General features: G+C 47.0%; 14 protein-coding genes and 1 tRNA gene. 12 read left to right on the top strand and 3 right to left on the bottom strand.

Annotated elements, in window-relative coordinates; all coding sequences use genetic code 11:
* Positions 1-212: 212 nt before the first annotated feature.
* The 8 genes from gldF (at position 213) to AC06MN_RS13805 (ending at position 8475) form a co-directional block, all read left to right on the top strand.
* Positions 213-944, top strand: a complete 732-nt coding sequence (gene gldF / locus AC06MN_RS13840; RefSeq protein WP_475672945.1) for a gliding motility-associated ABC transporter permease subunit GldF — start codon at positions 213-215, stop codon at positions 942-944.
* A gap of 12 nt (positions 945-956) precedes the next feature.
* Positions 957-2708, top strand: a complete 1752-nt coding sequence (gene gldG / locus AC06MN_RS13835; protein ID WP_475672946.1) for a gliding motility-associated ABC transporter substrate-binding protein GldG — start codon at positions 957-959, stop codon at positions 2706-2708.
* 50 nt (positions 2709-2758) lie between these two features.
* Positions 2759-3886, top strand: a complete 1128-nt coding sequence (locus AC06MN_RS13830) for a DUF4340 domain-containing protein (RefSeq protein WP_475672947.1) — start codon at positions 2759-2761, stop codon at positions 3884-3886.
* Between the two features lie 124 nt (positions 3887-4010).
* The gene (gene rlmH / locus AC06MN_RS13825; RefSeq protein WP_475672948.1) at positions 4011-4484 is read left to right on the top strand and encodes a 23S rRNA (pseudouridine(1915)-N(3))-methyltransferase RlmH; all 474 of its coding nucleotides are present in this window, start codon (positions 4011-4013) and stop codon (positions 4482-4484) included.
* Between the two features lie 32 nt (positions 4485-4516).
* Positions 4517-5458 (top strand): GIN domain-containing protein, encoded by a 942-nt coding sequence (locus tag AC06MN_RS13820; protein WP_475672949.1) that lies wholly within the window; start codon positions 4517-4519, stop codon positions 5456-5458.
* Positions 5459-5543: 85 nt separating this feature from the next.
* Positions 5544-6068, top strand: a complete 525-nt coding sequence (locus AC06MN_RS13815; protein ID WP_475672950.1) for a hypothetical protein — start codon at positions 5544-5546, stop codon at positions 6066-6068.
* Positions 6069-7394 carry a hypothetical protein gene (locus AC06MN_RS13810; RefSeq protein WP_475672951.1) on the top strand — a complete coding sequence of 442 codons (1326 nt, stop codon included), beginning with the start codon at positions 6069-6071 and terminating at the stop codon, positions 7392-7394. It begins immediately after the preceding gene.
* A gap of 163 nt (positions 7395-7557) precedes the next feature.
* Positions 7558-8475: a GYDIA family GHMP kinase gene (locus tag AC06MN_RS13805; RefSeq protein WP_475672952.1), complete on the top strand. Its 918-nt coding sequence runs from the start codon at positions 7558-7560 to the stop codon at positions 8473-8475.
* Positions 8476-8481: 6 nt separating this feature from the next.
* On the opposite strand, the gene AC06MN_RS13800 is transcribed toward AC06MN_RS13805, so the two are convergent.
* The 3 genes from AC06MN_RS13800 to AC06MN_RS13790 all read right to left on the bottom strand — a co-directional run bounded on the left by AC06MN_RS13800 (position 8482) and on the right by AC06MN_RS13790 (position 10300).
* The gene (locus tag AC06MN_RS13800; protein WP_475672961.1) at positions 8482-9828 is read right to left on the bottom strand and encodes an MATE family efflux transporter; all 1347 of its coding nucleotides are present in this window, start codon (positions 9826-9828) and stop codon (positions 8482-8484) included.
* A 77-nt stretch (positions 9829-9905) separates the two neighbouring features.
* The gene (locus AC06MN_RS13795) at positions 9906-10178 is read right to left on the bottom strand and encodes a DUF1294 domain-containing protein (protein ID WP_475672953.1); all 273 of its coding nucleotides are present in this window, start codon (positions 10176-10178) and stop codon (positions 9906-9908) included.
* Positions 10179-10226: 48 nt separating this feature from the next.
* Positions 10227-10300: transfer RNA gene (locus tag AC06MN_RS13790), tRNA-Ala, on the bottom strand.
* A 110-nt stretch (positions 10301-10410) separates the two neighbouring features.
* Between AC06MN_RS13790 and AC06MN_RS13785 the strand changes: the two genes are divergently transcribed.
* The 4 genes from AC06MN_RS13785 to AC06MN_RS13770 all read left to right on the top strand — a co-directional run bounded on the left by AC06MN_RS13785 (position 10411) and on the right by AC06MN_RS13770 (position 15999).
* Positions 10411-11064 carry a WG repeat-containing protein gene (locus tag AC06MN_RS13785; RefSeq protein ID WP_475672954.1) on the top strand — a complete coding sequence of 218 codons (654 nt, stop codon included), beginning with the start codon at positions 10411-10413 and terminating at the stop codon, positions 11062-11064.
* Positions 11065-11138: 74 nt separating this feature from the next.
* Positions 11139-12269, top strand: a complete 1131-nt coding sequence (locus tag AC06MN_RS13780; RefSeq protein WP_475672955.1) for a carcinine hydrolase/isopenicillin-N N-acyltransferase family protein — start codon at positions 11139-11141, stop codon at positions 12267-12269.
* 94 nt (positions 12270-12363) lie between these two features.
* Positions 12364-12492: a hypothetical protein gene (locus AC06MN_RS13775; protein ID WP_475672956.1), complete on the top strand. Its 129-nt coding sequence runs from the start codon at positions 12364-12366 to the stop codon at positions 12490-12492.
* A 108-nt stretch (positions 12493-12600) separates the two neighbouring features.
* The gene (locus tag AC06MN_RS13770; protein WP_475672957.1) at positions 12601-15999 is read left to right on the top strand and encodes an InlB B-repeat-containing protein; all 3399 of its coding nucleotides are present in this window, start codon (positions 12601-12603) and stop codon (positions 15997-15999) included.
* Positions 16000-16086: the final 87 nt, after the last annotated feature.

Here is a 16086-nt window from a genome sequence, read left to right as displayed (position 1 = left end):
ACGAGGCATCCCGAAACCTCTCAGTCTCGAAATCCCGTGTCCTTTATTATGTAGTTTAATTTTAAACAGCTTCTTATTATTTATTGTTACTTAACTTCGTTGAAGGCATAGCAATTCTTCGGCGCGGCCAAACCTTATATTTGTTTTCAATCAAATCAAAAGCTGCTTCTAAGTTTTTTTCTTATTTTTGCCGTTTTAAACCTAAATAAGGTATGTACGCATTATTTAAGAAAGAAATTAGCAACTTCCTCAGTTCGCTGATAGGCATCATGGTCATTGTTGTCTTTCTGCTGATTACGGGTCTGTTCCTCTGGGTTTTTCAGAGCGATTTCAACGTTTTGAATTATGGCTACGCCAATCTAGACAGCCTTTTCATCATTGCACCTTGGGTTTTCCTGTTTTTGGTGCCTGCCGTCACGATGCGCAGTTTCGCCGAAGAAAACCGCACGGGAACAATTGAAATGCTGCTCACCAAACCTTTGTCGGACTGGCAGATTATTCAGGCAAAGTTCCTTGCGGGCGTGGCATTGGTGCTGTTGGCCTTGATTCCGACGCTTATCTATTATTTCTCGGTCTACCGTCTCGGTATGCCCGTCGGCAATCTCGACAGCGGCGGCATTTGGGGCTCTTACATCGGCTTGTTTTTGCTGAGCGCAAGTTTCGTTAGCATAGGCATTTTCTGTAGTTCGGTCACCAACAACCAAATCCTTGCTTTCATTCTTTCCGTGTTCCTCTGCGGATTTCTTTACATCGGATTTGAATTGATTTATTCCATGTCGCTGTTTGGAAGCATCGATTTGTTTATCAAGCAGTTGGGAATGGCTACGCATTATAGCTCACTCAGCCGTGGCGTGGTCGATACGCGCGACGTGCTGTATTTCCTCAGCGTGATCGTGTTGTTTTTAAGTTCAACAAAACTGGTTCTTGCGAGCCGCAAATGGTAAGGAGGATTGATTATGGAAAACAAACGCAAGAGTTTAAAGAAAAGCCAAATCGTCTCGTTCATCGTTACTTTGGTGATTATCATAGTGATAAATGTGATAGGTTCTTTCGTCTTTACCCGTTTTGACCTGACGAGCGAAAAACGTTACACGCTTTCGAACACCACAAAGGATATTTTGGGCGAACTGAACGATTATGTCTATTTCAAGGTCTATCTTGAAGGCGATTTCCCGGCAGGTTTCAAGAAGCTGCGCCGCGAAACGAAAGAAATGTTGGATGAGTTTAGGGCTTATTCGAAATACATTGATTATGAATTTATTAACCCTTCCGATTTTGCCGATGCAGCCGAACGCAACGAAGTTTACAGGTCGCTTTATCAGGCGGGACTGAATCCGACGGAACTATCGGTGCAAAACAGCGATGGTTCTTCAAAGCAGATGGTGATTTGGCCTGGCGTCGTGGTCAGTTACGGCAACGACAAGGAATTGGCCGTCGATTTGCTTGAAAGCCAGATGGGACAGTCGTCGGAAGAGGCGTTGAATGCTTCCATGCAAAACCTTGAATTCCGCTTGATAGAAGCCGTCAAGAGCATCACGCAGTTGGAAAAACCGATGGTGGCATTCATCGAAGGTCACGGCGAATTGGAGGAAAAGGACGTTTACGACATTACGCAAACCCTGTCGCAACATTACAATGTCAGCCGCGTGGCCATCGAGGGCAAGATTGATGCCTTGATGCACCGCACCGAAGCCGATGAAAACGGCAAGGTGAAGGCTTTCCCAAGTTTCGATGCCATCGTTATTGCCAAACCTACGGAGCCTTTCGATGAAAAGGACAAGTTCCTCATCGACCAGTATATCATGCACGGCGGCAAGGTGTTGTGGCTCGTTGAGCCGGTCATGGCTACCATGGACAGCCTCCAGATGCAGGAATCGACCATTGCCGTCGACATGGACTTGAACCTCGATGACATGCTTTTCAAGTACGGCGTGCGCATGAATCACGATTTGCTTTTGGATTTGACTTGTGCCGCATTGCCTGTGCGTACAGGTCAGGTGGCTGGCCAGGCGCAGCTTGAATATTTCCGCTGGTTCTATTTCCCGCTTTTGCAGGCGGCTTCCGACCACCCGATGGTGCGTAACATGAACGCTATCAAGGCCGATTTCGTCAGTTCGCTCGATGCGACCACTTCGGCCAACGGCATCAACCAGATTCCGCTGCTGAAGACATCGGATTACACCAAGGTTTCGGGCTCGCCGGTCTTCATCACTTTGGCCATGCTGAAACAAACGCCCGACCAGCGAATGTTCCCGTCGAAAGGCAAAAACGTGGCTTATCTGCTGAAAGGATCGTTTGAATCGCTGTATGCCAACCGTTTGCCTCAGGAAATCGTCGATAGCGAGGAAATGCAATTCCTTGACCAGAGCGAACCGACGGCTATGATTGTGGTGGCCGATGGCGACATCATTCGTAATCAGATTGATGTGAAACGTCAGGTGCCGTTGGCTTTGGGCTTCGACCAATACACGGGCAATACTTACGGAAACAAGGAATTCATACAAAACGCCATTAGTTATTTGGTCGATGGTGAAGGCATTATCGACATCCGCTCTCGTGAACTGAAAATCCGTTTGCTCGACCAGACAAAAATCAACCAATCGCGTGCCAAATGGCAGTTAATCAACACTTTGATTCCTGTCGGTCTGATTGTCATCCTTGGTCTTGTCATGGCATTCATTAGAAAAAAGAAATACAGTAAAAAATAATTTTTGCGGCTTCTGCAACGTTAGTTGGCCGTATCATAAAAGTTTGAGAAATGAAGAAAAAAAACCTTCGCAGCATTATTTTGGCAGCAGTGCTTATCGTCATTGCAGGTCTTTTGATTTGGAGCAACCGTTATCTTTCGACCATTCACGGCGATTCGTCCGATTTCATGGTTTGGGACACGGCTTCGGTTACAAAGATTTATTTGGCCGACCGAATGGATTACGAAACCTTGCTTGAGCGTCAGGCCGATGGCACTTGGATTTTAAACAAGGAATTCAAAGCTCACCCAAAAGAGGTGCAGCAGATTCTGACTACCATGTACAAAGTGCGTGTGAGCAAGCCGGTTTCGCTTGCCAGCCACGACAACATTGTGTCGCTGCTTGCTTCAGAAAGTACGAAAGTTGAGATTTACCAAAACGTGCCAAGCATTAATCTTTTCAACAAGATTAAGTTGTTCTATAAGGAAAAGCGCACAAAGGTGTTTTATGTCGGCGATGCCACGCAGGACAGTTCGGGAACTTTCATGTTGAAGGAAGGTGCAGATCAGGCTTACATTGTCTACATTCCGGGTTTCCGTGGTTTCCTGACCACGCGTTTCGTTGCCGATCCTGATGTCTGGCGCGACCATACTATTTTCCATGAGCAGTTGGCCGACATTCAGTCGCTGACCATCGAATTTGGCCGCGAACATGCATCCGATTTCCGCGTCGAAAACACAGGCCGTCACCAATACAAACTTACGCGCTTGTCGGATAACGCCGATTTGCCTTTCGATACTTTGAAGGTAATCAATCTGTTATCATCATTCAGCGATATGCGTTTCGAGGCATTGCTGAATAATCTTGTTTCTCCGGAACGTTTTGATTCCATTACGCATTCGCCATATCTCCATAAAATCACCTTGGATTCAAAGGATGGCAAATCTGTCCAGATGACCACCTTTGAGAGACGCACGCAGGATGATTTGGGCAACGATACGCCTGACGGATTGTTCACCGAAGACGGCTTCCCGATTGACCCGATTGACCATGACCGTTTCTATGGCTGGATTAACGATGGCCGCGATTTGGTTTCCCTGCAATATTACATTTTCGGCAAGGTGCTGAATGGTGTGGATTATTACGAGGCCGGTCACCCGATTTTGTATGAGGTTGAGCACTATCAGGTGCTGGAATAAGGCATGAAAAAAAGCCGCCAAGGTTACCCGCGACGGCCACAACGAGAGAAAATTGTTACAAAATCACTTATAAGACTAATGAAACGGCTTTTACCCTTAGTCTGAATGGTGTTTTTTTGAAAAAATGAAGATCCTACTGCTTGTCATAGGGAAAACGGACGATGAATATCTGATAACCGGCATCAAGAAGTATGTTGGCCGGCTTGGGCATTATGCATCTTTCGAGATGAAGGAAATTCCCGACATCCGCAACCGCAAGACCTTGAGCGAGGAACTGCAGAAAAAATCGGAGAGTTTTTTGTTGCTGTCGCAGTTTCAGGCGGGCGACTACATCATTCTTTTGGACGAAAACGGAAAGCAGTTCACATCGGTCGAATTTTCCGAAAACATCGAAAAACTGATGGCTTCAGGCAACAAGCGCATCGTTTTTGTGATTGGTGGCCCATACGGATTTTCGCAGGATGTCTATGCCAAGGCCAACGCCAAAATGTCGCTTTCGCCGATGACGTTTTCTCATCAGATGGTTCGGCTGATTTTCGTCGAACAGTTGTACCGCGCCTTCACCATTTTGAAAGGCGAACCCTATCATCATGTGTAATGAGATTTTGTAAGTGATTAAAATTCAATGTTATGAAATATAAAAAACAGAATAAAAGTGAACAAGGATTTAGCGGATTAATGTTTCCCAAGCAAAACATTTCCGTGTCAATCCGTGCAATCCGTGTTCCAATTAAATCCGTGTTGGTTTTTGCCTTGTGTTTTTTGTCGTTGGCATCGTGCAAGAAGGATTTGGACATGACCGTGCATCAGCAAACGGTTTTGCAAGACTGTGTTTTCAACTCGCTCAAGGCGGATAGAGCTTGGAAGATTGAAATTGTCCAAGACGAAAAATGCTTCGTCGAACTGGAATATTCGGCCTATTTGGAATCGTATTTGAAATGCACAGTTACGGAAGGCGTTTTGGAAATTGGTTTCACTGTTTCTGACAATTTGGTATCAGGAACAGTCAATAAGGCAAAAATCCATATCATTGATTTTGAATCGCTTGAATTGACAGGAGCTTGCAAGGTGAGTGTGAATGGAAGCTTCGGAAAAAGTTTCACCGCTTTGCTCGACAAGGAATCTTCATGCGTCGGCGGCATGTTTCTTTCGGGCGGCAACATTTCGCTCAAAGGTGCTTCTTCGATGAAAGATTATTCGGGCGAAGGTTCTTTTTATATCACGATGGATGAAGATTCGCATTTTGTCGGCAATTTGAGTTTCCCAAACGCAGAATCACAGTTTTCGGTGATAGCCAATAATCATTCCACTTTCGTAAATCAGTCCGATTGTTCTGTGGAAAATGTTGAAATTCAAGTTACTGATAATAGTCTGATAAATATGGCGTTGACTGAAATCAAGGCTTCGGTCAAGGTTGAAATCGAAAGCAATTCCGAGGCGACCATCAAGGTGAAAAACGGTGCCAATCTGATGGGAAAAGTGGTTGAAAAATCCACCTTATATCATTACGGCAATCCGGTTTTTGCTCCCGATTTTGTTAGCGATACCACATCTTTTGTCGTGAGAATGTGAGTTTGGTCTGATATTTGTAATTTCTACCCCCGTATTTATCAAACAAACGTAATTATTCCTAATTTTGTCATCAAATTGAATTGAAATGAAAAAAGTAGTTTTTCTTTTGGTTGCCGTTTTCTTTTCAACGGTAATGTTTGCCCAAACCAATCTGCCAATCGATCCTAAGACGCAGAAAATCAGTTTCCAGAAAGTCATTCAGACCCAGGGAACCAACGAAGAAGTTCACAACCGCATCTATTCCAACTTCCTCAATTCGTATTATAAAAATGCCGCTAACGTGTTGCAGCAGACCGATGTGAAGGTTTTCAAAGGTCAGCACAGAATGCAACTCGACAATGGCGATGAAGTCAAGTCGAAGTGGCCTTGGATTACTTATCGCTTCACGATTGAAGTGCGTGACGGCCGTATCCGTTACACCCTTACCGATTTCATGCAGAAGACCCAGTCAAGCCATCCTTGCGAAGAATGGATGGATAAGGAAAATCCACAATATCAGCCAGTTTGGGATAGCTATCTCGAACAGATTGCAGCCTTTGCCGAGGATTGGGGCGCACAATTGGAAGAAAAAATCCAGCCTGAACAAACTATTGAAGAGGAAGAATGGTAAATGGTCTCGCGTGAACGCATAAAAAAAGGATTTTCCAAACTGCTCAAGGAGGAGAAGTTAAAGCTGATAGCCAATTACTTCGAGAATCCGGGCGAGGTGGTTTCCTTGTTGAAAAGCTACTGGCACTCCGACTCGAAGCAACAGCAGCTTTTCGATGAGTTCAGCGAGAACACGATTACTAATTTCTTTATTCCTTACGGCATTTCGCCCAATGTGATGATCAATGGGAAAAACTACATTGTCCCTATGGTCATCGAAGAAAGCTCCGTCGTGGCTGCGGCTTCGGCGGCAGCTAAGTTTTGGGGCGAAAGGGGAGGTTTCCATGCCGAAGTGATTGATGTCCGCAAAGTGGGCCAGGTGCATTTTGGCTGGAGTGGTGACAAGGCTAAGTTACAGGCTTTGTTTCCATCTATTAAGGAACGCCTTTTGAATGACACTGCCGCCATGACCGAAAAAATGGTTAAGCGCGGCGGCGGCATTTTGAGCCTCAATCTGATTGATTTCTCCGGCCAGATTGAGGATTATTATCAGATTCGCGCCGAATTCAATACGGGCGATGCCATGGGCGCCAATTTCATCAATTCCGTCTTGGAGCAGTTCGGCCACAGTTTGCAGGATTTCTTTGCCGAGCAAAACGACCTTCCCGAAGCGGAACGCAAGGTGGAAATCATCATGACCATTTTGTCGAACAACACGCCTGACTGCCGTGTTAAGGTTTGGGTGGAATGTGATGTGAATCAGCTTAATGGCATCGATGAACATTTGTCGGGAGTCGAATATGCCCGCAAATTCAAGAAGGCTGTCGACATTGCGCATATTGACCCTTATCGCGCCACAACGCACAACAAAGGCATTTACAATGGCATTGATGCCGTGGTCATTGCTACGGGCAACGATTTCCGCGCTGTCGAGGCGGCAGGTCACACTTTCGCTTCGCGTAATGGCCGTTACGAAAGCCTTTCTTCGGTCACGATTGAAAACAATGTCTTCCGCTTTGAATTGGAAGTCCCGATGGCATTGGGCACAGTCGGCGGCCTGACGAGTCTGCATCCTTTGGCAAAGAAGACCTTGGAACTTTTGGGTAATCCTACGGCCCCCGAACTGATGATGATTGCCGCCACAATGGGCATGGCAAACAATTTCTCGGCCGTCCGTTCCTTGACTACTAAAGGCATTCAGGCAGGCCACATGAAAATGCACTTGAACAACATTCTCAACCAATTGCAGGCCACCGATGATGAAAAGCGCAAGGCGCGTGAGTTCTTCAAGGACCAGACCGTTTCGTACGCAGCGGTGGAAAAATATTTGGATTCGCTGAGAAAATAATAATTTGGCAATGTGGTAGAAAAAGTTCAAAATTGTTTAAAATTGATAAAAAATTGTTCAAAAAGTAAAACCACTTTCCGCTTTAAACTCTCCACTTAAAGACTTTCTTCAATTAAACGATTAAACTTCAAACGATTCAACCATCACCAACTAATTTAAAATAATGTCATTGTTTCATTCCAACGGCAAGTTTCTTCTGACAGGCGAGTATCTCGTCTTGCGTGGTGCATTGTCATTGGCTTTGCCGTTGAAATTCGGCCAAAGTCTTGAAGTGAAACCGCTTGATGGAGATGAAAACTTGCTGAAATGGACTGCTTTCAGACCTGATGTCGTGTGGTTTTCGACCGATTTAAATCGTGAAACCTTACAAGTTATTTCCGCTGATGACAGGGTAAAGGCCGAAAAACTTTCAAACATTTTGCTGGCTGTCAAGCATTTGAATCCTGATGTTTTTTCAAAGGGCGGCTTGGAATTCGTCACCCGATTAGGTTTCAATCCCGAATGGGGCTTGGGCAGCAGTTCCACGCTGATTGCCAATCTTTCGCGTTGGGCGAATGTGAATCCTTACGAATTGCTGCGCATGACTTTTGGCGGTTCGGGTTACGACATTGCTTGCGCTACGGCTGAGCAACCTGTTCTTTATCAATTGGTTGATGGAAATCCGCAAGTTGAATCCGTGAAATTCTCACCAATGTTTTCCGATAGGCTTTTTTTCGTTTATCAGGGTCAGAAACAGAGTTCTTCAAAGGAAGTCGGCAATTTCAAGGAAAGGATGCGGCAGATGAATTTCGATAAGCAAATTGCTGAGGTTTCCGAAATCACAAAATCATTGGTTTCCAATGCTTCGTTTGATGATTTCTGCCGTCTTTTGCACGAGCACGAAAACATCATTTCCCATTGCATTGGCCGTGAGCCTTTGCAGCAGCATTTCCCTGATTTTGCAGGTACAATCAAATCTTTAGGCGCATGGGGCGGCGACTTTTTCATGGCTGTCACTGAATGGGACGTCGAAAAAGTGAAGCGTTATTTCGCTGAAAAAGGTTTGTCGGTCGTTTTCGGATTTAAGGAAATGGTGCTGTAAGTTTGATTACTTCACTTTCTCCGCCTCTAATCGTGTCAATTCCTTACAAATGTTAATGGCAAACGGCAGCGCAATGATGAACGACATCAGGTCGGCGATGGCTTGTGCGGCTTCTAATCCGGTGAGTCCCCAAATCAAAGGTGCAATGAAGACAGCGGGCAGGAAGCAGATGCCTTGGCGGCACATCGAGAGCAAGGTGGCTTGCCATGTGTAGCCGATGTTTTGGAAAAGCATGTTGGTCATGGTGCAGAGTCCCATCAATGGAAATGCGACGCACTGCCAGCGCATGGCGTGTGTGCCGACAACGAGCAATTTTGGGTCTTCGCTGCGGAAAACAGAGATGATTTCGGGCGAAAAGACGAAACCTAAAGTGCCCATGATAATCAGCAGCACCAACGACAAGTTGATGCAAAACAGATAGCTTTCCTTGACGCGACCATACAGTTTTGCTCCGTAGTTGAATCCGCAAACGGGCTGAAACCCTTGACCAAAACCAAGCACGACGGAATAGCAAATCATCATGATGCGCGTCACGATGGAGAATGCAGCCACCACCGAGGCTTCTTCACCTGGGATGGCATAATGCACGGCCATGCGGTTGAGGCTGATTGTTGCAACAACCGACAAGGCTTGTCGCATCAAGGAAGGAAGGCCGCCTTTTACGATTTGACGGTAGAATTTCAGTGTAGGCGTGAAGTTCTTGAAACGGATATGGACATTGCCTTCGCGCGTAGTGCCCCAAAGCAGCAGGCACCAGCCGAAAACCTGACTGATGGCAGTGGCAAACGAGGCTCCGCTGACGCCCATGCCCAAAGTGAAAATGAAAATCGGGTCCAAAATGATGTTGAGGATGGCGCCCGAAGCAATGCCAATCATGGCGAAGCGCGCGTTGCCTTGCAATCGGAGTTGGTTGTTGAGCGTCAGCGACGACATCATGAAAGGAGTGGCAATCAGTATGTAACGCAGGTAATCGTTGGCAAAGGGGAGGATGGCATCGGTGGCGCCCAAAGCCCGCGACAAAGGCGAGATGAAAATGGAGCAAATCAATCCTGCCAGAGTGCCGAAAATGAGCGGACTGAAGAACCCGGTCGCCGCCATTTTGCCTGCATTTTCGCGTTGCACGGCACCCAAGGCACGCGAAATGTAATTGCCCGAACCATGTCCGAAAAAGAAACCGCAGGCGTTGATAAAAGCCATGTAAGCAAACGAAACGCCAACGCCAGCCACAGCCTCAGTGCTGAGATGCCCTACAAAAAACGAGTCGGCCATGTTGTAGAGACTCGTCACCAACATACTGATGATGGTCGGTATGGACATTCTCAGAATCAGCCTTTTGACGGGCTTCTGTGTCATCATCTCGTATTTTTCGTTGAGTTTCTGTTCGTCAAGATTCGTGTTCACGGCTAATTTTGAAAGTCGTTGCAAAAGTACTACTTAATGAGAATGAAAATGATAAATCCGAGCCAAATAATCGTCCAAAGCGGAACGGTGATGCGGAACTGCTTATGGAGGGTCTTGTGGCGAAAGACTTTCATGCCCAACCAGCATCCTAAACCGCCGCCTAAACGTGCGAAGTTGAGCAGCGTTTTTTCAGGAATGCGACGGGTCTTTTGCTTTGCTTTGTCAACGGCATACATGATGAAGCCTGCAAGGTTGATGACGGCAAGATAAATGAACAGCAGGGTAAGGGATAGTCCTCTCATGGTAAAAATAAAAAAGTCGCTGAGTTACAGCGACTTAATAATGATTTGTGGAGCATAACGGAATCGAACCGATGACCTCTTGACTGCCAGTCAAACGCTCTAGCCAACTGAGCTAATGCCCCCTTTTGCGGCTGCAAAGATAGGAAAACTTTCTTTTGTGCAAGCCTTTTGATGAAAAAAAATGTTCAAAATGTAAAATTCACTGTATTTTTGCAGTCGAAAGAAATTGTTTTTGGAGGATTGCCTTATGGTTGCCCGCAAATGTTTTAATCTGATTGTGGCTTTCCTGTTTTTGTCGCTATCGGCTTTTCCGCAGGAATTGCTGCCTCGACAAAGTGTTGAAAACCATAAATTTGGCTATGTCGATGGCAAGGGGAATTTTGTCATTGCGCCTGCATTTGAATATGCCACACGTTTCAGTGGCGATTATGCCGTAATCCGTGAAAAGGGTAGGTTCGGCTACATTGACCGTTCGGGAAAAGTGGTTATCGAACCAATTTATTATAAGACAGGCGGTTTCAGCGAAGGCTTGTTCCGCGTTCAGCAAGAGGAAAACGGCCCTTGGTTTTTCCTTGATGAAACAGGAGAAAAGGCTTTTGAAAAAGGTTTCCATTATGTCGGCAATTTCCATGATGGCGCGGCTGTTTTTGCCGAAAAGAATGATGATGGTGATGTCCATTACGGCTATATCGGCAAATCGGGAAACGTGATGGTGGAACCAGTTTACAATTATTCTTACGATTTCATTGATGGGGTGGGGAAGGTGGTTTTGGACATGACTTCCGAGGAACCGCGCTATGGCTTTGTCGGGCCGAAAGGCGAAGTTTTGGTGCCTTGTGTCTATTCCGAAGAAAACGCCCAAAAGGAATTGCGATTGCTGAAATAAAAAACGCGACTTTTTTAAGCAGTTTCTCAGTTTTTATTTGTATTTTTGCCACGTCAAATAAAATAAATTTTATTATGAAGCACATTTTCATTATTCTTCTGGCATCACTCGCATTGGTAGGATGCCAGAGCAAGACAGTTTCAAATGAAGACCCTCAGGCTCAGATCCAGACCCAAGCCCAACCTGTTAAGATCACTGACTATCTGTGGGAAGTCACTGTCGACAATTACTGCGACTCTATCCCAAATTTCCTAATTGACCGTGTAGGCGTTGAATTCAACTGCTCGGCTGTCCGTAATGGTAATTACTATGGCCGGAACCTCGACTTCTTCATCAGCGAGACTGCTGAAGTTATCGTTCACACTCCAGCCCGCGAAGGCCGCCACGCCTCGGTAGGTGTCGCCAGCGTCAGGCAGCGCACCGACGCCGACATCGAAAAGGGCCTCACCCCAGAAGATTTCTATATCCTCCCATGGAGTATGTATGACGGCATTAACGATGCCGGTCTGTTCTGCAACGTGAACGTGACTCCTTATGCCGACGGCGGCGACAACCCTGGCACCAACCCAGGCATGCCTGACCTCTGCAATCCTTTCCTGATTCGTGCATTGCTCGACAACTGCGGCTCAGTCGACGAAGCTGTCGACTTCATCAACGGCCACAATGTCATCGGCAAGGAAATGGGCGGCTTCAACCTCCATTTCATGATCGGCGACCCAGAGAAGACCGTCGTGGTTGAATTCATCAACAACGAAGCCGTTGTCAAGGAGCAGAACATCATGACCAACTTCTACGTCAACCTGCTGCCTGAATTCACTCCTGCAGCCGATGGTATCGAGCGTTATAACATCTTGCTTGAAAACTATGCTGAAGGCGGCGAATCGATGGAAGGCATGCGTAATCTCCTCAAGCGTGTTCGCTTCTCACAGGCTTATGACCCTGAAATGAAGCCTTTCTGGAAGTCTGAGTTCGCCATCGAAGGTTATACGACCTCTGATGCTCCTGTCGAATTAGTCCTTGCCGACCCGAGCGTACAAAAGAGTCTCGCTGACTTCAAGCACTACAAGGAGACTGGCGAATATGAACGTGAGATGAAACTGTGGTACACCGAACACAACAGCACCTACGACATTCAGAACCGCAAGCTCTGGGTGACCGTCCACGAAGATTACGACAACTATTACGAGTTCACCATCGAGCAGTAATCGCCTCGTCATAGGACTAAAAACACGATGCCTCCCGAGAGATGCCACTGATACTCTTGGGAGGCATCCCGTTTTTTTGGAGCTGGCCTCGCCGATGCCGCCGCTCCTGAATCTGACTTCCGAGGAACCGCGCTATGGCTTTGTCGGGCCGAAAGGCGAAGTTTTGGTGCCTTGTGTCTATTCCGAAGAAAACGCCCAAAAGGAATTGCGATTGCTGAAATAAAAACTGCGATTTTTCCTTTATTTTTCAATAGAAAACGTATTGTGGTTTTGTCGTAAATTACTATTTTTGCGACTGAGAAAATAGTAAACAACAAAACTCATATTTTTAATGAAAAAATTATCTCTGTTTATCGTCTTGGTCATGTGTGGATGCATGGCTATGGCTCAAAATGGCCGCATCGACTTGAGGTCGCAATCGCGTGCCGAAATCACTAAAAGCGACATGACGGCTCTCCGTGCCGTTTTCAGTTATGGTTCTATCGAAAGCGTTGAATTTCAATCGGAAAGAGGCGTTTTTTCAGAAATAGCCCTTCCTGGTGCTTATCCTTCGGGCGAAATCGGAACGCCTGAGCTGCCTGCCACTCACGAACTTTTGGCAGTGCCTTTCGGTGCTACTCCTACGGTTTCCGTTGTCGGTTTCACGACTACCGATTATCAGCTTTCGGATTATGGCATCAATACTATTGTTCCTCATCAGCCTTCTGTCCGCAAGGACCAGAATCCCGAGGATATTGAGTTTGTCTACAATCAGGATGCTTATCAAACCAGAGCTTTGGCAACGGTTCCTACCGCTTCTATCGAAGTTCAGGGCACGCTGCGTGGCATTCGCGTGGGTTCGCTCGTGGTCAATCCTTTGAGCTACAACGCCGCCACCAACACTTTGCGTGTGTTCAACGACATTGAGGTTGAAGTCAGTTTTGATGGCGCTGATGCCGTTGAAACCGAACGCATGTTGGTCAATACCTACAGCCCCTATTTCGATGTGGTTTACAAGCAGATGTTCAACTACCGCCAGATTTTGGATGTCTATACCGACCACCCCGACTTGATGGCTTATCCAGTCCACATGCTTGTCATTGCTCCTGAAAACTATGTCAGCACCTTGCAGCCTTGGGTCAGTTGGAAAATCCAGAAAGGTTTCGATGTCGAGGTTTACACCACGGCTCAGGCAGGTTCTACCTATAACGCCATCCGTTCATTTGTTCAGGGCAAATACAATACGGGTGTCAGCTCAGGCGAAACACCTACCTTCCTGATCATTGCCGGCGATGTGGCGCAAGTGCCGAACACCATGGGTAGCCAGTCACAAAAAGTGACAGACCTTTATTATGGTTCGGTTGATAACGATGATTACCCGGATATGTTCTATAGCCGTATGTCAGCTGAAAACACCACCCAACTGACGGCCATCATCAACAAGATATTGCAATACGAGCAGTATGCCATGCCTGATCCTTCTTATCTGAACAATACTACCTTGATTGCAGGTTGGGACAGCTATTGGAATCCGCGTGTGGGCCAGCCAACCGTCAACTATGCTACTACCTATTATTATAATACAGCTCATGGTTTCACTAACGTGAATACTTATCTTACACAAGGCCAGTACTCAGGTTGCTACAGTACCATGAATACCGGTATAGGTTTCATCAACTACACGGCTCACGGCAGCGAAACCAGCTGGGCCGACCCGAGTTTCACTGTTAATGCCGTCAATACTTTGACCAATGCCAACAAGTATTTCCTTGCCATGGGCAACTGCTGTCTGGCTGCTGACTTCGGTTATTATGGCACATGCCTCGGCGAAGCCTTGACTCGTGCCGAGAACAAAGGTGCCTTCTCTTACATTGGTTCCTGCCCAAGTTCCTATTGGTATGAAGACTATTACTTCGGTGTCGGTGCAACCCACACGATGAATGGTTCTACCCCATCGAACGTTGAATCGTCAACGGGTGTTTATGATGGCGTTTGGATGGATGATACCTATAACACTGTATCTTCTATGGTCTTTGTAGGCAACCTTGCGGTTTGCTATGCACATGCCGGCAATTACCAAGGCAGTGTGAACAACAAATATTACTGGGAGTCGTACCACGTTTTGGGCGATGGCTCCATCATGCCTTTCCGTGTGCAGCCTACGGCCAACACCGTAAGCCATGCCCAGACTTTCCCTGGCGGTGCCAATGCATTCACTGTCAGTGCCCAACCTGGTTCGTATGTCGGCATTTCGAAGGATAATGTTTTGCTTGGCGCTGCTTTGGTGCCTGCATCGGGTACGGTCAGTGTGCCTGTCTCTCCTGTAACTTCGGGCTATGTGATGATTGTGGTGACAAAACCTCAGCGTCAGCCTTATACGACCACCATTCCTGTCGGCACAACGCAATATAGCGTTACCACCTCATCGAATCCTACCAATGGCGGCACGACCACGGGCGGCGGCACGTTCAATCCTGGCCAGTCATGCACCGTGACGGCAACGCCAGCATCGGGCTACAATTTCGTGAATTGGACCGAAAACGGCACTCCGGTCTCGACTCAAGCCAGCTATACTTTCAACGTGAACGGCAACCGCAGTCTGGTGGCTAATTTCACACAGCCTTCTTATACCATCTCCACATCATCAAGCCCTGCTAACGGCGGCACGACCACAGGCGGCGGTTCCTTCCTGCAAGGTCAATCCTGCACGGTTCATGCTGTTCCGGCTTCGGGCTTCAATTTCACCAGTTGGACCGAAAACGGCACTCAGGTCTCGAACCAAGCCAACTACACTTTCACGGTGACTGGCAACCGCAGTCTGGTGGCAAACTTCACACCTGTCAGCTACACGGTCACGACTTCATCGAATCCTGCCAACGGCGGCACGACCACGGGCGGCGGTTCCTACAATAGTGGCGCTTCTTGCACTGTGACGGCAACGGCCAATACAGGTTTTGTCTTCGACAAATGGACGATGAACAACACGCAGGTTTCAACGAATGCAAGCTATACGTTCACGGTTACTGCCAACTGCAACTTAGTGGCTCACTTTACGGCACAGTCTTACACCGTTACCGTCAGCACCGACCCTGAAATGGGTACCGTGTCGGGTGGCGGCACATTCAATTACGGACAGACTTGTGCGGTTTCGGCAAGCGCCAAACCTCATTATGTTTTTGAGGCTTGGACCGAAAACGGCAATGAGGTCTCGACGGATGCCATTTATATGTTTAATGTAACTGCCAACCGCGACCTTGTGGCTGCATTTGCTCCTGAGACCTTCGAAATCAATGTCACCGCCAATCCTGCCGAAGGCGGAACCGTAACAGGTGAAGGCAGCTATGCATACGGTGAAACCGTGACGCTGACCGCCGAAGCAAATGCTGATTTGATGTATTATTTTGTCCGCTGGACCGAAAACGGCAACGAAGTGTCGACTGACGAGGAATACACCTTTGCTGCCGAAGCTTCCCGCAATCTCGTGGCTGAATTTGAAAGAGATGATGCCGTTGGCGAAAATGCTCTGGTAGCACGCATCTATCCGAATCCGGCTTCCGACAAGCTGAATGTGGTTTGCAACAGCAACATCAACGAACTGAAAGTTTATAACATGGTCGGCGCTTTGGTCTACAGTCTCAGCGATTGCGGCAACAATGCCGTCGTTTCTTTGGCCGATATGCCGAATGGAGTCTACTTCATCCAGCTCACTACCAATGGCGCTACCGAAACACAAAGATTTGTAAAGGAATAAAAACGAATAATGGACTTTTAGACTTGTGGACATTTCAAGATGCTGCAAGTCTAAGAGTCTAACAGTAAAAAACGATGGACTTGTGGA

It is taken from the genome of Candidatus Limimorpha sp., assembly GCF_056203535.1.
The sequence above is the reverse complement of the archived record's forward strand: the minus strand, read 5'-3'. Positions and strand labels throughout refer to the sequence as shown.